Origin of the sequence: Candidatus Collinsella stercoripullorum (genome assembly GCF_027669965.1) — a bacterium.
In the GTDB taxonomy this organism is placed as follows: domain Bacteria; phylum Actinomycetota; class Coriobacteriia; order Coriobacteriales; family Coriobacteriaceae; genus Collinsella; species Collinsella stercoripullorum.
Window position 1 is genome coordinate 8,694 of record NZ_JAQECM010000013.1, and the last position, 19,236, is coordinate 27,929.

16 protein-coding genes are annotated in these 19,236 nt (G+C 68.3%); 9 read left to right on the plus strand and 7 right to left on the minus strand.

The annotated features are described in order from the left end of the window. The 4 genes from PHA29_RS04535 to PHA29_RS04550 all read left to right on the plus strand — a co-directional run. On the plus strand, window positions 1-209 hold a 209-nt coding region (locus PHA29_RS04535), incomplete at its 5' end, for an exodeoxyribonuclease VII large subunit (protein ID WP_333491381.1). Window positions 210-273: 64 nt separating this feature from the next. Beyond that, complete coding sequence (gene xseB / locus PHA29_RS04540) at window positions 274-540, plus strand: exodeoxyribonuclease VII small subunit (RefSeq protein WP_270848338.1); 267 nt, start codon at window positions 274-276, stop codon at window positions 538-540. Window positions 541-695: 155 nt separating this feature from the next. Beyond that, entirely contained in the window at window positions 696-1,031 is a 336-nt protein-coding gene (locus tag PHA29_RS04545; RefSeq protein ID WP_270405118.1) for a histidine triad nucleotide-binding protein, read from the plus strand. 210 nt (window positions 1,032-1,241) lie between these two features. After that, window positions 1,242-2,408 (plus strand): acetate/propionate family kinase, encoded by a 1,167-nt coding sequence (locus PHA29_RS04550; protein ID WP_270848340.1) that lies wholly within the window; start codon window positions 1,242-1,244, stop codon window positions 2,406-2,408. Window positions 2,409-2,664: 256 nt separating this feature from the next. Here PHA29_RS04550 and pta read toward each other — a convergent pair whose 3' ends face one another. Next, the gene (gene pta, locus PHA29_RS04555) at window positions 2,665-3,651 is read right to left on the minus strand and encodes a phosphate acetyltransferase (RefSeq protein ID WP_270848342.1); all 987 of its coding nucleotides are present in this window, start codon (window positions 3,649-3,651) and stop codon (window positions 2,665-2,667) included. A gap of 167 nt (window positions 3,652-3,818) precedes the next feature. Between pta and glf the strand changes: the two genes are divergently transcribed. Both glf and PHA29_RS04565 read left to right on the plus strand, forming a co-directional pair. Further along, window positions 3,819-5,021, plus strand: a complete 1,203-nt coding sequence (gene glf / locus PHA29_RS04560; RefSeq protein WP_270848343.1) for a UDP-galactopyranose mutase — start codon at window positions 3,819-3,821, stop codon at window positions 5,019-5,021. Then, window positions 5,014-6,060 (plus strand): glycosyltransferase family 2 protein, encoded by a 1,047-nt coding sequence (locus PHA29_RS04565; RefSeq protein WP_270848345.1) that lies wholly within the window; start codon window positions 5,014-5,016, stop codon window positions 6,058-6,060. The genes glf and PHA29_RS04565 overlap by 8 nt, the downstream gene beginning before the upstream one ends. A gap of 237 nt (window positions 6,061-6,297) precedes the next feature. On the opposite strand, the gene PHA29_RS04570 is transcribed toward PHA29_RS04565, so the two are convergent. The 6 genes from PHA29_RS04570 to ppk1 form a co-directional block, all read right to left on the minus strand. Beyond that, entirely contained in the window at window positions 6,298-7,755 is a 1,458-nt protein-coding gene (locus PHA29_RS04570) for a basic amino acid/polyamine antiporter (RefSeq protein ID WP_270848346.1), read from the minus strand. A 92-nt stretch (window positions 7,756-7,847) separates the two neighbouring features. Next, window positions 7,848-8,846, minus strand: coding sequence for a P1 family peptidase (locus PHA29_RS04575; protein ID WP_270848347.1), 999 nt, complete (start codon window positions 8,844-8,846; stop codon window positions 7,848-7,850). Window positions 8,847-8,880: 34 nt separating this feature from the next. Continuing rightward, window positions 8,881-9,465, minus strand: coding sequence for a Maf family protein (locus PHA29_RS04580; protein WP_270405111.1), 585 nt, complete (start codon window positions 9,463-9,465; stop codon window positions 8,881-8,883). Next, window positions 9,462-10,022: a DJ-1 family glyoxalase III gene (locus tag PHA29_RS04585; RefSeq protein WP_270575511.1), complete on the minus strand. Its 561-nt coding sequence runs from the start codon at window positions 10,020-10,022 to the stop codon at window positions 9,462-9,464. Before PHA29_RS04585 ends, PHA29_RS04580 begins: the two co-directional genes overlap by 4 nt. 192 nt (window positions 10,023-10,214) lie before the next feature. Continuing rightward, on the minus strand, window positions 10,215-11,534 hold the full coding sequence (gene rlmD, locus PHA29_RS04590; RefSeq protein ID WP_270848348.1) for a 23S rRNA (uracil(1939)-C(5))-methyltransferase RlmD: 1,320 nt from the start codon (window positions 11,532-11,534) through the stop codon (window positions 10,215-10,217). Window positions 11,535-11,695: 161 nt separating this feature from the next. Then, window positions 11,696-14,266 carry a polyphosphate kinase 1 gene (gene ppk1 / locus PHA29_RS04595; protein ID WP_270405108.1) on the minus strand — a complete coding sequence of 857 codons (2,571 nt, stop codon included), beginning with the start codon at window positions 14,264-14,266 and terminating at the stop codon, window positions 11,696-11,698. A gap of 595 nt (window positions 14,267-14,861) precedes the next feature. Between ppk1 and arcA the strand changes: the two genes are divergently transcribed. From arcA to PHA29_RS04610, 3 genes are all read left to right on the plus strand, one after another. Next, entirely contained in the window at window positions 14,862-16,103 is a 1,242-nt protein-coding gene (gene arcA / locus PHA29_RS04600; RefSeq protein WP_270848350.1) for an arginine deiminase, read from the plus strand. A gap of 104 nt (window positions 16,104-16,207) precedes the next feature. Next, complete coding sequence (gene argF, locus PHA29_RS04605; RefSeq protein WP_270405106.1) at window positions 16,208-17,203, plus strand: ornithine carbamoyltransferase; 996 nt, start codon at window positions 16,208-16,210, stop codon at window positions 17,201-17,203. 159 nt (window positions 17,204-17,362) lie between these two features. After that, entirely contained in the window at window positions 17,363-18,949 is a 1,587-nt protein-coding gene (locus PHA29_RS04610) for a YfcC family protein (RefSeq protein ID WP_408612024.1), read from the plus strand. The last annotated feature ends 287 nt before the right edge of the window (window positions 18,950-19,236 follow it).

Below are 19,236 nucleotides of genomic sequence, written 5' to 3' on the forward strand. Positions count from 1 at the left end.
TCGACGCGCTCTCCCCGCTCAAGGTGCTCGCCCGCGGCTATGCGATCGCGTACGGGCCCTCCGGCGTCGTCACGAGCGCGGGCCAGGTGGCCCGCGGGGACGACCTGCGCGTGAGGCTCGCCGACGGGGACGTCCGGGCGCGTGTGGAGGAGGTCGCCTGCGCCACCGGGCCGGACGGGGGAGCGCGGGAGGGCGCCTTGCGCCCCTGAGCGCGGGCGCGCCGTGAAGAGGGAACGACGGAGCCGCGCCGCGGCCCGAACAGGAAGGAAGACGATGGCAGACGAGAAGAAGGTCGAGGACCTCACCTACAAGGAGGCCTCCACGGAGCTGGAGCTCATCATCCGCAACCTCGAGTCCGGCGACATGGAGCTCGAGGAGTCGCTCGCGAGCTACACGCGCGGCGTCGAGCTGCTGCGCAGCCTGCGCGCGCGCCTCGAGGACGCCGAGCAGAAGGTGAGCGTGCTCATGAAGGACGTCGACGGCAACGACGTCCTCGAGGAGGGCGAGCCCGCGGACACCTCGGACGCGCTCCCCTTCTAGGGTCGCGGTGCCCGGGATGGCATGACGACCCGGACGGGGCCCGCGCGCCGCAGCGCCGGCGGGCTTGCCCCGTCCGCCGCGGCTGTACGACAATGGGGGCGGGCCGCCGTTCCGGAGGCGGCCCGTCCCTCGCACCCGAAACGAAAGGAGCACTCATGGAAGACTGCATCTTCTGCAAGATCGCCGCGCACGAGATCCCCTCGACCGTCGTGTACGAGGACGACCTTGTCATCGCCTTCGACGACCTGAACCCCCAGGCGCCGGTGCACACCCTCGTGATCCCCAAGGGCCATTACGCCGACATCGTCGACGGCGTCCCGGGCGAGGTGCTCGCCGCCATGGCGCACGCGGTGTCCGAGGTGGCGCGCATCAAGGGCCTCTCCGACGGCTTCCGCGTCATCTCCAACACGGGCGCGGCGGCCGGTCAGACCGTCATGCACTTCCACATGCACGTGCTCGGCGGAACCGACTTGGGGGAGAACCTTCTGTAGGACGCCTGTCGCCCGTCATAGCCCGCGCCCCTCGCGCGCGCCCGTTCCCGCGGTTCCGGCCGCGGGCGATGGTGCGTGTCCCGTTATTGTCCGCATGGGGCATCCTCGCCCCGTTGAGGGGGTGTTTGGGCGTATGATAGAACCCGTTGTGATGCCTGCCGGGCGAACAGCTCGCCGGCGGGGATAGCTAGACCTTGAGATGGGAGACACATGAACGTTCTCGTTGTCAACGCGGGCAGCTCCAGCCTGAAGTACCAGCTGCTCAACACCCAGACGCGCGAGGTGTTCGCAAAGGGCAACTGCGAGCGCATCGGCATCGACGGCTCCTTCATCGGCCACGAGGAGAACGGCATCAAGGACAAGCTCGAGGTCGCGCTGCCCGATCACAAGACCGCCATCCAGCACGTCTTCGACATCCTGAAGACCGTGGACCAGCCCATCGAGGGCATCGGCCACCGCGTCGTCCAGGGCGGCTGGTACTTCCCCGAGTCCGCCGTCGTGACCGACGAGACCCTGGGCTGGGTCCGCGAGGTCGCCCCGCTCGCGCCGCTGCACAACTACGCCGAGGCCGACGTCATCGAGATCTGCCGCGACATGTTCCCCGAGCTCGGCAACGTGATCGTGCCGGACACCGCCTTCCACTACAACATGCCCGAGCACGCCTGGCGCTACGCCATCCCGCGCGACATCGTGGACAAGTACCATGTCCGCAAGTACGGCGCCCACGGCACGAGCCACCGCTTCATCTGGCGCACCGTCAACGAGTTCATGGAGGGCAAGGCCCACAAGCTCGTCTCCTGCCACCTGGGCTCCGGCGCCTCCCTGTGCGCCATCGAGGACGGCAAGTGCATGGACACCACCATGGGCCTCACCCCGCTCGACGGCCTGATCATGGGCACCCGCTGCGGCACCGTCGACCCGGCCACCGTGTTCTACCTCAACCGCGTCGCGGGCATGAGCATCGATGACATCGACACCATGATGAACAAGCAGTCCGGCCTGCTCGCCGTGTCCGCCAAGTCCTCCGACTCGCGCGACATCGAGGAGGGCATGAACGCGGGCGACGAGAACTGCAAGATGGCCATGGAGATGTTCTACTACCGCACCTCCCAGCTGTTCGCCGAGATGGCCGCCTCCATGGAGGGCGTCGACACCATGGCGTTCACCGCGGGCATCGGCGAGAACTCCGTCACCATGCGCGCCGGCGTGGCCGAGCGCCTCAAGTGGATGGGCGTCGAGATCGACCCCGAGCTCAACAAGATCCGCTCCGACGACCCGCGCGTCATCTCCACGCCGGACTCCGCGATCACCGTCCTCGTGGTCCCCACCAACGAGGAGCTCATGATCGCCCTCGACGTCGAGGAGCTGCTGGGCTAAACATCCCAAGCGGGCTGCGCAAGATCCTTGCGCCCCGTCATGCTCAAGCATGTTCGAAGGGCCGGTTTATCCGGCCCTTCTTCGTAACCACTTGTGGGTTCCGCCCGGCAGGAGGGGGCTTTCTAGGTAAGCTGGCCGAGCGGCCCCCGAGAACGCAGGAAGCCCCCGCACGTATTCTTCCGAGCGATTCCGCAGCGCGAAGCGCGAGGACCAGCGAGGAAGAAACGTGCGGGGGCTTCCGGTGGGATCAGCCTGGCTACTCGGCCATCTGGGCCTGGACGGCGGTGATGGCCACGACGCCCACGATGTCGTCGGCGGAGCAGCCGCGGGACAGGTCGTTCACCGGCTTGGCGATGCCCTGCAGGATCGGGCCGTAGGCCTCGGCCTGGCCGAAGCGCTGCACGAGCTTGTAGCCGATGTTGCCGCACTCGAGGTTGGGGAACACGAGCACGTTGGCGTGGCCGGCGACGGCGGACTCGGGGGCCTTGAGCTCCGCGACGGCGGGCACGATGGCGGCGTCGAGCTGCAGGTCGCCGTCGACGGCGAGCTCGGGCGCCTTCTCCTTGGCGAACGCCGTGGCCTCCTGGACCTTCTTGGCGGTGTCGCCGCCGGCGGAGCCCATGGTGGAGTAGGAGAGCATGGCGACCTTGGGCTCGACGTCGCCCATGAAGGTCTTGAAGGAGTTGGCGGAGGCGATGGCGATCTCGGAGAGCTCGTCGGAGGTCGGGTCGATGTTCAGGCCGCAGTCCGCGAACACGAGCGTGCCGTCGACGCCGAACTCGGGCGTCTTGGTGCACATGACCATGAAGGCGGAGACGAGCTTGGTGCCCGGGGCGGTCTTCAGGATCTGCAGCGCGGGGCGCAGGGTGTTGGCGGTGGAGTGGCAGGCGCCGGAGACCAGGCCGTCGGCGTCGCCCATCTTGACCATCATGGTTCCGTAGTAGGTGGCGTCCATGACCTGGGCGCGGGCCTGCTCGATGGTGACGCCCTTCTTGGCGCGGAGCTCGGCGAACTTCTGGGCGTAGGCCTCATGGTTGGGGGCGTCGGCGCTCGAGGGGTCGATGACGGTGACGCCCTCGATGACGATCTCGTCGGGGTTGCCCAGGATGACGAGGTTCGCCAGGTCCTCCTCGACGATCTTCTTGGCGGCCTCGATGGTGCGCGGGTCCTCGCCCTCGGGCAGCACGATCGTCTTCTTGTCCGCCTTGGCGGCGGCCTTCATACGGCTCAGGAAATCGCTCATGTCTCTCCTCAAAACGCAAGCTCGCAAGGGCAGTCTGCACCCTCTCTTGAGCTTTCCTTGTGTGGCAAGGTTCATTATAGGAGCATGAGCGCTATAATCCTGAAAACATTTTGCGGCGAGGTGCGCCGCGGGTGTTTTTTAGTACCGGAACCTACCGAGGAGCTTCGATGCAGATCACGTCTGGTCTACCTGAGACGTTCAACCCCGACTTATACGACATGATCGTCGTGGGGGCCGGGTTCGCGGGCGCGGTGTGCGCCCGTCGCCTGGCGGAGACCTCCGGGTTCCGTGTCGCCGTGCTCGAGCGGCGCGACCACATCGCAGGCAACGCCTACGACCGCTATGACGGGAACGGCATCCTGGTCCACGAGTACGGCCCGCATATCTACCACACCTTCAACGAGCGCGTGCACAACTTCCTGTCCCGCTTCACCGAGTGGACCGACTACCAGCACAAGGTGCTCGCCAACATCCACGGTACGCTCATGCCGGTCCCCTTCAACCACACCAGCCTGAAGCTCGCCTTCGGCGAGCAGCGCGGGGAGCAGCTCTACCGCAAGCTCGTCGAGACCTTCGGCGAGGGCCGCAAGGTCCCCATCATGGAGCTCCGCGCCAAGAACGACCCCGAGCTCGTCGAGGTCGCGGACTACGTCTACGAGAACGTCTTCCTCCACTACACGATGAAGCAGTGGGGGCAGACGCCCGACCAGATCGACCCGTCCGTCACCGGGCGCGTGCCCATCTTCATCGGCGACGACGACCGCTACTTCCCCCAGGCGCCCTACCAGGGCATGCCCGCCGAGGGCTACACCGCCCTGTTCGAGCGCATGCTCGACCACGATCTCATCGACGTGTTCTGCGGCGTGGACGCGCGCGACGTCTTCCAGATCGGCGAGACCAACGTGCACGTGTGCGGCAAGTGCTACGGCGGCGAGATCGTCTACACCGGCCCGCTCGACGAGCTGTTCGGGCTCGACCTGGGCGCCCTGCCGTACCGCACCCTCGACATGAGGTTCGAGACGCTCGAGATGGACCGCTTCCAGCCCGTGGGCACCGTGAACTACACCACGAGCGAGGACTTCACGCGCATCACCGAGTTCAAGAACATGACCGGCCAGGTGGTCCCGGGCAAGACGGTCATCATGAAGGAGTACAGCCACGCCTACGAGTCGGGCAGCGGCCAGACGCCGTACTACGCCATCCTCGACCCCGAGAACCGCGCCCTGTACGAGCGCTATCTCGACCGCGTGGTGAACCTCACCAACTTCCATCCGGTCGGGCGCCTGGCGGAGTACCGCTACTACGACATGGACGCCGTGACCGACTCCGCCCTGAACCTCTCCGACGAGATCATCGCCTATCATGCCTAGCACCGCGCACCACAAGGTGGTGACCTTCGGCATCCCGTCCTACAACGCCGCGGCGGACATGGACCGCTGCATCTCCTCGATCCTCGAGGGGTCGGGGTACGCCCCGGATGTCGAGGTCATCATCGTCGATGACGGCTCGACCGACGAGACCCCGCGCAAGGCGGACGAGTGGGCCGCCCGCTACCCGGGGATCGTGCGCGCCGTGCACCAGGAGAACGGCGGCCACGGCATCGCCGTCCTCTCGGGCCTGCGCGAGGCCTCGGGAACCTACTACAAGGTCGTGGACTCGGACGACTGGCTCTATGCCGAGGCGCTCTCCACCATGCTCTCCATCCTGCGCGGGTTCGAGGAGCGCGGCTGCCGGGTCGACCTGTTCATCTCCAACTACGTCTACGAGAAGGTCCACGAGGGCAAGCGGACCGCCATCAGCTACCGCACCGCCCTGCCGCGCAAGAAGGTCTTCGGCTGGGACCAGATCGGCAGGTTCCGCCCCGATCAGAACCTGCTCATGCACAGCCTGTGCTACCGGACCGACGTCCTGCGCGCCGCGGACCTCCCGCTGCCCGCGCATACCTTCTACGTCGACAACATCTACGCCTACGTGCCGCTGCCGCGCTGCGAGACGCTCTACTACGCGGATATCGACCTCTACCGCTACTTCATCGGGCGCGAGGGGCAAAGCGTCAACGAGGCCACGATGGTACGCCGTCTCGACCAGCAGTTCCGCATCACGCGCATCATGATGGAGTCCTACCACCTGTACGACGACGTGCGCTCCGCGCGCCTGCGCTCCTACATGATGGGCTATTTCACCATGATGATGACCATCTGCTCGGTGTTCTCCAAGCTCTCCGACGACCCGCAGGCCCGCATCTGGCTGCGCGACCTGTGGCGCGACCTCAAGGTCTACGATGAGCGGATGTACCGCCATGCGCGCTACGGCCTTCTGGGCATGGGCACGAACCTGCCGACGCGCGCGGGGGAGAAGACCACCATCGGCCTGTACCACCTGGCGAGCAGGATCTTCAAGTTCAACTAGATGCCCGGCCCCCGCGCTCCGATCAGGATGGGTTGATTGGGGACGGGGTCATTTTTACCCATGGGTTGGTGGGGGACGGGTTCGTTTCAACCCAAGTCAACCCATGCTGCCTCTCGTGACGGGGCCGGTCCCGCCCGCGCTCCCAGTGGGACCGTGGGGCGAGGGGCGCGGGCGGCTCAGCCCGCCGCCGTACGCTGCGATGCCCCGTGCGGGCGGGACGTCCCCGGGCCCGCGCGCTCAGATCGCGATGGCGCCGCAGGCGAGCATGGCGACGGCGGCGACGGCGGCGGCGAGGATGATGCACGCCAGGACCCTCTCCCGTCCGGTGAGCGCGGTCCCCTCGCCGTATTCGCGCCGCGCGCGGATGAAGAACAGGATTCCGGGTACGTAGGCGATGCAGCAGAGCATGAGCTGATGTAGGCCGGACAGCGTGATGGCCGCGACGAGAAATGCCGTGGCGAACGCCCCCAGCGCGAAGGACCCCATCATCCCCTCACGGCGCCGCGGCCAGGCGAGCTTCGCCATGTACGCGGCCGCGAGACCCCACGAGATGACGATCGACGCCGTGCACAGGGAGTAGGCGAACCGATAGGCCTCCTCGGACAGGAGCATCACGATGGAGAGCAGCTGGATCATCGCGCCGGTGACGACCAGGCACGACGTCGGCGCGCCGTAGGCGTTCAGCTTCGCGAAGGCGCGCGGCAGGAGCTCCATGCGGGCCATCTCGTGCATGGCCTCCGAGGCGAGGATGGTGTAGGAGAGCCACGCGCCGAAGATCGAGATGATGAGGCCACCCGAGATGAAGGCGCCGCCCCAGGGGCCCACCACGCGCTGGAAGATGTAGGGCATGGACGGCGTCCCGACCGCCATGAGCTCCTCGCGCGTGAGGTAGCCGTAGGGGAGAACCGACGCGGCGACGTAGATGACGAGGAGCGCCGTGCATCCGAGGATCGTCGCGCGGCTGACGTCGCGCTTGTCGCGGGCGCGGTGGCCGAGCACGCTCGCGCCCTCCATGCCCACGAACACCCACATCATGACCATGTAGCAGTTGACGATCTGGGTGCCCGCGCTGCCCGGCGCCCCCTCGCCGCCGAGGTTGTCGGCGACGGTGCCCCAGAAGTCCGCCGTGAACACGCCGAAGTCGAACACGAGCAGCATCGTGGCGATGAAGACGAAGATGGGCACGAGCTTGCAGGTCATGACGATGGCGTTCAGGACGGACGCCTCCTCGACGCCGCGGTTGACGACGGCGACGATGATCCAGTTGAGCAGCGAGATGAACGCGACCGCCCCCACCGTGAGGCCGTCGGCGAACGGCGGGAAGAAGTACCCGATCGCGGTGGCGAGCATGACGCCGAACGCCACGTTGCCGATCCAGATGGACAGCCAGTACCCCCATCCCGAGACGAACCCGGTGAACGGGCCGAACCCCTCCTTGGCGTAGGCGACGATGCCGTTCAGGTCGGGCCGCAGGATCGACAGCTTGCCGAAGGAGGTCGCGAGCGCCATGAAGCCGATGCCCGAGATCGCCCAGGCGATGAGGGCGGGGCCGGGCGCCGCGGCGGCGGAGATATCGGTCGAGAGCGCGAAGACCCCCGAGCCGATCGATGAGCTCACGACGAGCGCGATGAGGCCGAACAGCCCGATGCCGCGCTTGGCGGGCGGCTCCTCGGTGGATGCGGGCTCGGGATCCATGGGGGCTCCTTGGAAGACGGGAGTGAATAGAAAACCCGCCGGCTCGCATACCGCGATGCCGGCGGGCTGCTGGTACCTCGTTGGATGGTATCCTAGCGTGCTATGTCCGCGTATGCGGGAAGTCCCAGAATTCCGTCTGCGGCGCGACAGCCCCCGCAGATGGCATCCTCGAGCGCACGGGTCGCCACGAGCCCGATGAGGTCGAGCGGATAGTCCTCCTTGGCCGTTCCGGAGGCCATGACGTAGATGGTGTCGCCGTCGTTGGTGGTATGGGTCGGCCGGATGGTGTGCGCGTAGGCGTCGGCGGCCATCTGGGCGACCTTGGTGCACTGCGCCTTGGTCAGCCGCGCGTTGGTGACGATGCACGAGATGGTCGTGTTCGTGCGGTCGAGCGGCATGGCCATGGTGTCGGCAGCGGCGATCATGGCGTCCTCCATGCTCACGATGTCCGCGGAGCCGGCGTCGGCGCGCATGCCGGCGATCGGCGCGCCCGTCTTCGGGTCGACGACGTTGCCGCAGGCGTTCACGGCGCTGAGCGCGGCCACCTTGAGCCCGCCGAGCGCGAGGGCGCGCGCCCCGAGGCCGCCCTTCATGGCGCATTCGGCCCCGTTCAGCTTGCCCACGGTGGCACCGGTGCCGGCGCCCACGGTGCCCTCCGCGAGCGGCGCGGGCTCGTCGTCGAGGGCGACGCGGGTCGCCGCGATGCCCGCGTCCACGCCGGGGCGCGCATGCGCATCGCCGAAGGCGAGGTCGAACAGGCAGCTGGAGCACACGATCGGCACGACGGCGGGGCCCACGTCGAGGCCGATGCCGCGCGCCTCGAGCTCGCGGGCGACGCCCGAGGCCGCCTCGAGGCCGAAGGCGGAGCCGCCTGAGAGGCAGACGGCGTGGACGGCGTCGACGGTGTTCTCGGGGCGCAGCAGGTCGGTCTCGCGCGATGCGGGCGCGCCGCCGCGCACGTCGACGCCGGCGGCGGCCCCCGCGGGCGCGACGACGACCGTGCAGCCGGTCGCGCCCGTGCGGTCGGTCCAGTGCCCGAAGCGGAAGTCGACGAGCTCGGTCGTGGGGATGGGGGTGAGGTGCAAGGTCATGGGAATCCCTTCGGATGGAAGCGCGCGGGGGGCGTCAGCGGGCGGCGCGGTTCGGTTCGAGCTCGGCGATGGCGCGCGCCACGCGCGCGATCGGCAGGCCCACGACGGTGTAGAAGTCGCCGTCGATCTTTCTCACGAGCATACGGCCGCCGGCGCCCTGGATGCCGTAGGCGCCGGCCTTGTCGAGCGGCTCGCCGCTCGCCACGTAGGCGTCGATCTCCGCGTCGGTCAGCGGGTAGAACGTGACGTCGGTGACGTCGACGAACGAGACCGGCTCCGCGGCGCACCCTGCGGCGGCGAGGCATACGCCGGTGGCGACCTGGTGGGTGCCGCCGGAGAGGTCGCGCAGCATGCGGCGCGCATCGGCGTCGTCGGCGGGCTTGCCGAGCACCTCGTCGCCCACGGCGACGACCGTGTCGGCGGCCACCACGAGCTCGCCCGGTTCGGCGGCGCCGCGCGCGACGGCGAGCGCCTTGTCGCGCGCGAGCCTGCCCACCAGCTCGATGGGCCCCTCGTCCTCCAGCGGCGTCTCATCGATGTCCGCCGGGACCACGCGGAAGTCGTACCCCGCCTCGCGCATGAGCTCGATGCGGCGCGGGGACTGCGAGGCCAGGATCATGCGACCGGCCCGTCCAGCTGGATGCCCTCGCGGACCTTCTCCACCGCGACCTCCCCGGCGATGTCGCCGAGGACGGCGAGCGCGAAGGGGAGCGCCTGGCCCATGGCCGACGCGGTGATGATGTTGCCGTCGACCACGACGGTCTTCGGCCCGGCGAACACGCCGGCGGGGAAGGTCTTCTCGAACCCGGGGAAGCAGGTCGCGCGGCGCCCGTCGAGCACGCCGAGCTCGCCCAGGATGGACGGGGCGGCGCAGATGGCGGCGACGTGGCGCGTGGCGGCGAACGCGCGCACGAGCTCGCAGACGCGCTCGTCGGCGCGCAGGTGCGTGGTGCCCGGCATCCCGCCCGGCAGGACGAGGTAGTCGAAGTCGTCCATGTCGATCTCGTCAAGGGTGCAGTCGCAGGTGACGGACACCTGCTGGGCGCTCACGACGTCGCGGGTGGACATCACGGAGACGAGCAGGGTGCGCACGCCGCCCCTCCTCAGGACGTCGACGACGGTCAAACACTCGATGGTCTCGAATCCATCGGCGGCGAGGACGACGGCAGACGGCATGGCTGTTCCTTTCGACAGGGGGTGGCGTTCACGGGGCTTATACCCAGCGGGGGCGGCCGCGTGCGGCTTGCCCGCGGATTTCCCGCGGCTGGGGCGCCCGCGTGCCCCGGGGGCGCGCGGGCGCCACCGGGACGGGGTCTCGTTCCGTCCGGTCGGCGCCGCCGCGCCCGGGGGCGGGGCGGGAGCCGGGGATCACGGACGACGGCGTGTGAGGTGCGCCACGGTCTCGCAGTGGTAGGTCTGGGGGAACAGGTCGACCGGGGTGGCGCTCACGAGCTCGAAGGTCCCTTCCTCGCGGAAGCGGCGCAGGTCGCGCGCGAGCGTGGCGGGGTCGCAGGAGACGTAGGCGACGTCGCGCGCCGGGGTGGAGGCGATGAGCCCCACGACCTGCTCGGCGAGGCCGGCGCGCGGCGGGTCCACCACGAGCACGTCGGCGTCCTCGTCGGGGAACTCGCGCGCCGCGTCGCCGCCGATGACGTCGACGTTGTCGAGGTGGGCGTACTCGAGGTTGTTCCGCAGGTCGCGGACGGCGGGGCCGTAGGCTTCGACGGCGGCCACGTAGGCGCTGCGGCGGGCGAGCGGGAGGGTGAAGGTCCCCGCGCCGCTGTACAGGTCCACGGCGACCTCCTCCTCGCCCGGGCGCAGGGCGTCGAGCACCAGCTCGACGAGGATCTCGGCGGCGGCGGTGTTCACCTGGAAGAACGAGGGCGCCGACAGGCGCATCGACTCGCCCGCGATGCTCTCGGTCCACGAGCTCTTCCCCGAGAGCAGCTCGACGCCGGCGACCTTGCGGGCGCGCCGGTCCCCGCGCGACATCACGCGCACCACGCTGGTGGGCTTGAGCGCGTCGCCGAGCACGCGCGCGACCTGGGCGCGGGGGAAGGCGCCGGTCGGGGTCCAGAGCGCGACCTCGAGGGCGCGGGTGCGCCTGCTCGCGCGGATGCCGACGCGCTCGAGGGAGAGGTCGCGGGAGTTGCCGAGGTAGGAGAGGGCGCCGACGACCGACTTGATGGCGCGGGGGAACGCCTTCTCGAACAGGGGGCACGCATCGACCCGGATCACCTGCTCGGGGTCGCGCCCGTGCATCCCCAGGCGCAGCCTGCCGCCGTCGACGACGGGCGCGAGCTCGACCTTGTTGCGGTAGCCCCATGCGTCCTTCGCGTGGCGGATGGGGCGCACGACGCGCTCCACCTCCTCTGCGGGAAGGCCCCCGATGCGCTCGAGCGCCGAGCGGAGGTTCTCCTCCTTCGCGGCGCGCTGGGCGCCCACGGCGAGGCCGCCCCACGGGCAGCCCCCGCAGACCCCCGCGAAGGGGCAGGGGGGCTGCACGCGGTCGGGCGACGGCTCGAGGACCTCGCGCACGACGGCGCGGTCGAACGAGGCCCCGCTGCTCACGACCTCGGCCTCGACGACGTCGCCGGCCAGCCCGCCCGAGACGAAGACGGCCTTGCCGTCCGGGGTGCGGGCGAAGCCGTCCGGGCCGTAGGTCATGCGTTCGATGGTGAGCTTCATGCGGGGTCTCCTTGCCGTGGCGGATGCTGCGGACAGTGTATCGCGAACGGGGGCCGGGCGGAGCGCCCGGAGCCGGTGCCCGCAAGAGGTCCGCAACGCGAACGCGCCGCCCGTCGCAGCTGACGGGCGGCGCGCGAAGGGGGTCTCGGACCGCTCGCGGCTCAGCCGCGGCGGCGCTCATCCCCGCTGCCGAACAGCAGCGTCTTGATGCCGAGGCCGACCAGGGCGAGGCCGGTGGTCACGCGGCCGTGGCGCCGCACCACGATGGTCCCGTCCCCGCGGCGGGCGCGGACCCGTCCGCCGTCCGCCGGCTCGGGCTCCGGGTCGATGAGCTCCGCCTCGACCGCCGTCGGCTCCGGCTCCGGCTCTGGTGTCGGCTCGGATGGGGCGGGGCCGCCCGACGCCCGTCCGGAGGGCTCGGGTGCCGTCGGCGCCGCCTCGGTCCCGGGCGCAGGTGCGGGCGCGGGCTGGGGCTCGTGCTCGAGGACCCCGTCGCCGTCCTTCTCCACGGCCGTCGCCGGGGGCGTCCCCATGGGAACGCTCGGACGGGCCACGGCGCGCCGGGACTCGGCGCGCTCCGCCCGGCGGCCCTGCGCGCAGGCGAGCTGCATCAGGTACTCCTGCGCGACGAAGGGCTCCGCGCCCTCCTCGTGCGGCACGGGCGCCCAGGCGCCCTCGCTCGTGAGCTCGCGGGCCTTCACGTTGTCGCGCAGCTGGATGCGCATGAACTCGATGACCTGCGCGCGCAGCTCGGCATCGAGCACCGGGAAGGCGATCTCCACGCGGTGCTCGGTGTTGCGGGTCATCATGTCCGCGCTCGACAGGTAGACCGTGTCCGCGTCCTCGCCGAAGGCGTAGACGCGCGCGTGCTCGAGGAAGCGCCCCACGATCGAGCGGATGTGCACGTTCTCCGTCTTGCCGGGGATGCCGGGCAGCAGGCAGGAGATGCCGCGGATGATCATCTCGACCTCGACGCCGGCGCGGCTCGCCTCGGAGATCTTGTCGATCACCTCGCGGTCGGTGAGCGAGTTCAGCTTGAAGAAGACCCGCGCGGGCAACCCGGCCTGGGCACGGTCGATCTCGCGGTTCAGTCCGGTCATGATCAGGGGCTTCAGGCCCGCGGGGGCGACGCCGAGGAAGCGGTAGTCGCCGCGCAGGTTGCCGAGCGAGAGGTTGCGGAAGAACAGGTTCGCGTCCTCGCCGATGCCGGGGTGCGCGGTCATGAGCATGAAGTCGGAGTAGAGCTTGGCGGTCTTCTCGTTGAAGTTGCCGGTGCCGAGCAGCGTGATGCGCGTGAGCGCCATGCCCTCGCGGTAGGTGATCTGGCAGATCTTGGAGTGGCACTTGAAGCCCTCGGAGCCGTAGATGACCGTGCAGCCGGCCTCCTCGAGGCGCTCGGCCCACTCGATGTTGTTCTCCTCGTCGAAGCGCGCGCGGAGCTCCATGAGGACGGTGACCTCCTTGCCGTTCTCCGACGCGGAGATCAGCGACTCGCACAGGCGCGACTGCTTGGCCACGCGGTAGAGCGTGATGCGGATGGAGATGCAGTCCTCGTCGTAGGCGGCCTCGTGGACGAGGTCGAGGAACGGCGACATCGACTCGTAGGGGTAGAACAGCAGCTTGTCGCCCTCGAGCACCTGCTCGCGCATGGAGCGGGAGGAGTCGATGTCGGGGTTCGCCTGGGGCGTGAACGGGTCGAACAGCAGGCCCCCGCGCTCAGGCGCCGGGATGCGCGACTCGAGCGAGTACACGAACCCGAGGTCGAGCGGGATGTCCGTGACCGCGCACGCGCGGCCGGACAGCTCGAGGGCCTGGCGGATGCGCTTGGACGTGGGGCGCTCGAGCGCGCCGCGGATGTAGAGGTAGACCGGCTGCAGCCGCAGGCGCTTCTTCAGGATGCGCTTCATGTGCTGCCGGTAGTCCTCCTCCTCCTCGACGCCCTCGCCGTCCGGGTCGATGTCGGCGTTGCGGATGACGCGGATGATGGCGCGGTCCTGCGGCGCGTAGGAGCCGAAGCACCCCTCGACGCAGGCCATGATGATGTCCTCGACGAGGATGTAGTGGTACTCGTCTCCGGCGCTCGGGATTTCGACGACGCGCGGGAGCGAGGGCGGGATCTCGATGAGGCCGAGCAGCCCCGTCTCCTCGGTGCCCGCCGCCCCCTCGAGCCCGCAGACGAGGTAGAGCGCGCCGTTGCGCAGGTTGGGGAAGGGGTGGCGCGGGTCGATGACGAGCGGGGAGATGATGGGGGAGATGTAGGACTTGAAGAAGCTCTCCACGAAGGTGCGCTCGTCCCCCACGAGGGTGGAGGGCTCGAGGCGGATCAGCCCGTGCCCGGCCAGCGCGTCCTCGAGCCCGTGGAAAGCGGTCCGGGCTCGCTCGTAGAGCGGGGGGAGCGCCCCGAAGACGCGGTCGATCTGCTCGGCGGGCGTGAGGTTGCTCTTGTTGTCGCGCGGCTGGTGCTTCAGGGTGGCGAGGTCCGACAGGCCGCCGATGCGGACCATGAAGAACTCGTCGAGGTTGCTCTCGAAGATGGCGACGAACTTCAGCCGCTCGAACAAGGGGACGGTCTCGTCGAAGGCCTCGGCGAGCACGCGGTCGTCGAAGCGCAGCCAGGAGAGCTCGCGGTTCTGGGTGTAGGAGAAGTCGTGCCGCTCCGCCTTGGCGATCCGCCCGGCTTCCGCGCCCTTCTTCCTCTCGCCCTTCTTGCGGTCCTTGTCCTTCACAGCCATCGCGCATCCGCCCCAATCCGGTCGTCGGTTCCGATCTGCATCCAAGTATAGGATGCGCCCGACCCGCGGCGGCGGGCAGGCGCATCTTTCTAATATAGGGCACGGGGGGTCGTTTCAGGTCGGCGTCGGGATTCCTTATCCGATGCTTACACGGGCGGCGCGCGCGTCGCGGGCGCGATGCCGCCGCGAGCGGTACCCGTACGCCCGCAAGCGGTCGTTCGGAAGAAAAAAATGAATAGACCGAAATAATTTCTGAATCTAACCCCGGGCGTTGCGCAATCGCCCGTATTCTCGCGAAATATACAAAACAGGGATAGAAATATGCAGAAACGGGAGTATGGTAATCGGTTTCTTTCAGATAGAAATACTAGGCATTTTGCCGTCAACGCAGGTAAATGCGCTTTAACTAGTTAGAGTGCATCGTGCTGATACTTTGGTCATATACCGTTTAGGCGAACTTTGATACCGTTCGCCCCCCTCGTGCAAGAGAGGGGCGACATTGGATAAAACTATCAATGTCCGCACACGGGGCCCAGGCACGAGAGGCCCCGACGACGGGGCCGCGGAAGCGGCCCGGATAGAAAGGTAGGAGGCTATGACGAAAGGACTGCATGTCACGAGCGAGATCGGGCAGCTCAAGAAGGTCTGCCTGCATCGTCCCGGAGACGAGCTCCTGAACCTGCCCCCCGACGAGCTGGAGCGCCTACTGTTCGACGACGTCCCGTTCCTCGAGGTCGCCCAGGAGGAGCACGACACCTTCGCCCAGATCCTGCGCGACCAGGGCGTCGAGGTGCTGTACCTCGAGCAGCTCATGGCCGAGGCGCTCGACGCCGTCCCCGGCGTGCGCGAGGAGTTCCTCGACCAGTGGCTCGCCGAGGCGGGCATCAAGGGCAAGATCGCCCCGGCCGCCGTGCGCGAGAAGCTGAACTCCATCACCGATAACCTCGAGTTCGTCAAGAAGACCATGGCCGGCATCACCAAGGCCGAGGTCGAGCTGCCGCTCACGAGCTCCGTCACGCTCGACTCCCTGGTGAACACCGAGTCCGAGAGCGACCTGCTCGTCGACCCGATGCCGAACCTCTACTTCACCCGCGACCCGTTCGCGGTCGTCGGCACCGGCGTGAACCTGAACCGCATGTACTCCGTGACGCGCAACCGCGAGACCATCTACGGCAAGTACATCTTCAAGTACCACCCCGACTACAAGGACGTGTCGCTGTACTACCGCCGCGACAGCACCTTCCACACCGAGGGCGGCGACGTCCTGAACATCAACGAGCACACCATCGCCGTCGGCATCTCGCAGCGCACCCAGGCCGCCGCGATCGACGTCATGGCCCAGAACATGTTCTGGAACTCCGACTCCAAGATCGACACCATCCTGGCCTTCGACATCCCGGTGTCCCGCGCGTTCATGCACCTCGACACCGTGTTCACCCAGATTGACGTCGACAAGTTCACCATCCATCCCGCCATCATGGGCACGCTGACCGTTTACAAGCTCACCCCGGGCAAGAACCCCGGCGAGGTCGAGATCGTCGAGATCAACGACACGCTCGAGCACATCCTGGCCGGCGCCCTCGGCATCGACGCCGTGAAGCTCATCCCCTGCGGCGGCGGCGACCCGATCGCGGCTGCGCGCGAGCAGTGGAACGACGGCTCCAACACGCTGGCCGTCGCCCCGGGCAAGATCTGCGTCTACCAGCGCAACACCGTCACCAACGACGTGCTGTACAAGGAGGGCATGGAGCTGCTCGTCGTGCCCTCGGCCGAGCTCTCCCGCGGCCGTGGCGGCCCGCGCTGCATGAGCATGCCCTTCTGGCGCGAGGATTTGTAAATCTTGATGTTGGCGGCGCTCCGGCCTCCGGTCCGCCGCCATACTTTTCCGATGGGCGCGATACGCCCGAACGCACGGACCCACGTACGAGAAAGGACTCATCCATGGGTGTCAACCTCTCCGGCCGCAGCTTCCTGCGCCTGCTCGACTTCTCCACCGAGGAGATCGAATACCTGCTCAAGCTCTCCCGCAACTTCAAGGACCTCAAGCGCACGGGCACCCCGCATCGCTACCTCGAGGGCAAGAACATCGTCCTGCTCTTCCAGAAGACCTCCACGCGCACCCGCTGCGCCTTCGAGGTCGGCGCCATGGACCTCGGCATGGGCGTGACCTACCTCGACCCGGGCAGCTCGCAGATGGGCAAGAAGGAGTCCATCGAGGACACCGCCCGCGTGCTCGGCCGCATGTATGACGGCATCGAGTTCCGCGGCTTCGCCCAGTCCGACGTCGAGGAGCTCGCCGCCAAGTCCGGTGTGCCCGTGTGGAACGGCCTCACCGACATGTGGCATCCCACCCAGATGCTCGCCGACATCCTGACCGTCCAGGAGAACTTCAACTACGACATCAAGGGCAAGACCCTCGTCTTCATGGGCGACGCCAAGAACAACGTGGCCCGCTCCCTCATGGTCGTGTGCGCCAAGCTCGGCATGAACTTCGTCGCCTGCGGTCCCAAGGAGTGCATGCCCACCGATGACGTCATCGAGGCCTGCAAGCCCATTGCCGCCGCCAACGGCTGCACGATCACCCTCACCGAGGATCCCGAGGCCGCCTGCACCGGCGCCCACGTCATCTACACCGACGTGTGGGTCTCCATGGGCGAGCCCGACGAGGTCTGGACCGAGCGCATCAAGCAGCTCGAGCCCTATCGCGTCACCACCGAGCTCATGGCCAAGGCCGATCCCTCCGCGATCTTCCTGCACTGCCTGCCCAGCTTCCATGACACCAACACCACCACCGGCGCCGAGATTGCCGAGAAGTTCGGTGTCACCGAGATGGAGGTCGAGGACGAGGTCTTCGAGAGCCCGCAGTCCAAGGTGTTCGACGAGGCCGAGAACCGCATGCACACCATCAAGGCTGTCATGTACGCGACCTTGAAATAGCCTCTCCTTCACGCCCTGAGGGGCGCCGGCGCCGGGCCTGCCCGCCCGCGCCCGGCGTCCCCCTCGGGGTGTCCGGTTGTCATCCGCGCGCCCGTCCGGAACACGAGCACGGCACGGCGGGCGGTCCGCGCGGACCTCGTTTCACGTTGAGAAAGGGGGATGAGTTCAATGGCTGAGACAACCAAGAAAAAGCGCGGCATGCTCTCGTCATTCACCATTCTTCTCCTGTTGCTGGCCATCGTCGCCATCGTCACCGTCGTCGTATCCGGCTTCGCCCCCGGTGAGGTGAGCGCAGCCAAGTTCAGCGACTTCTTCACCGCGCCCGTCAAGGGCTTCGCCGATGCGCTTCCCGTATGCCTGTTCGTGATGATCCTCGGCGGATTCCTCGGCATGATGACCGAGACCGGCGCGCTCGACACGGGCATCGCCGTGCTCGTGAAGAAGCTCAAGGGCAACGAGCTCGCCATCATCGTCGTGCTCATGATCATCTTCTCCATCGGCGGCACCACCTACGGCATGTGCGAGGAGACCGTCCCGTTCTACGCCCTGCTCGCCGCCACCATGATGGCCGCCGGCTTCGACCCGCTCGTCGGCGCGGCCACCGTGCTTCTGGGCGCCGGCTGCGGCTGCCTGGGCTCCACGGTGAACCCCTTCGCCGTCGGCGCGGCCGTCGACTCCCTGCGCGGCGTCGGCATCGAGGTCAACCAGGCCATCATCATCGGCCTCGGCGCCATCCTGTGGATCGCCACCACGGCCGTCTCCATCCTGTTCGTCCTGCGCTACGCCAAGAAGGTCAAGGCCGACAAGGGCTCGACCATCCTGTCCATGCAGGAGCTCAAGGACGCCGAGGAGGCGCACGGCGCCGCCGCGGCCGAGGTCAACAAGGACGTCAAGCTGACCGGCCGCCAGAAGGGCGTGCTCGTCATCTTCGCCTTCACGTTCGTCGTCATGATCGCCGGCTTCATCCCCATCGGCGACCTGAACGCCGACGTCGCCGGCTTCTTCGACGCCGGCGCCCAGTACGAGACCGTCGAGACCCCGATCACCAGCGACGACCTCGCCGCCGCCTACGATGACGACAACGGCAGCGTGACCACCATGGACGGCACCGTCGAGGGCGTCTCCGAGTCCGAGGTCCAAACCGCTCAGGGCTGGTCCGCCGTCGTGACCGGCCTGCCCATCGGGCAGTGGTACTTCGATGAGGCCTCCACCTGGTTCTTCATCATGGCCATCGTCATCGGCGTCGTGGGCGGCCTGTCCGAGAAGAAGATCGTGAACACCTTCATCGCCGGCGCCGCCGATATGATGAGCGTCGTCCTCATCATCGCGCTCGCGCGCGGTATCTCGGTCCTCATGGCCGCGACCGGCCTGGACGTGTACGTCCTGAACGCCGCCGCCAACGCCCTGTCCGGCGTGTCCGGCGTGCTGTTCGCGCCGCTCGCCTGGGTCCTGTACTTCGGCCTGAGCTTCCTGATCCCGTCGACCTCCGGCATGGCGACCGTGTCCATGCCGATCATGGGCCCGCTCGCCGCTCAGCTCGGCTTCTCGCCCGAGGTCATGGTCATGATCTTCAGCTCCGCCATCGGCGTGGTGAACCTGTTCACCCCGACCTCCGGCGCCATCATGGGCGGCCTGGCCCTCGCCAAGATCGAGTGGACCACCTGGCTCAAGTTCGCGGTCAAGCTGATCGTGATCCTCTCCGTGGTGTCCGCGGTCATCTGCACCGTCGCCATCATGGTCGTCTAGCGGGGACGCCCGCTCCCGTCGGGCGCCGGCACGGCGACCCCTCCCGGATGCCCGGCGGGTCCAAGAGCAGTCGAGCCGGCGCAGCTGCGGCCGCCGCCGGTGAGACCCTACCTTTCTGCCCCCTCCCGTTCCGTGCGCGGGAGGGGGCGCATCTGTATCGATCGGCCCCGCCCGCGCGCGGCAGCCTACCGGGCGCGTCGGAAGAAAGGATGGGGGAGCGCGGCGCGCCGTCTGCGCCGGTTCCGCTCGTCTATACTGGTCCGGTCAGAAGGTCCGGCCGGCACGCG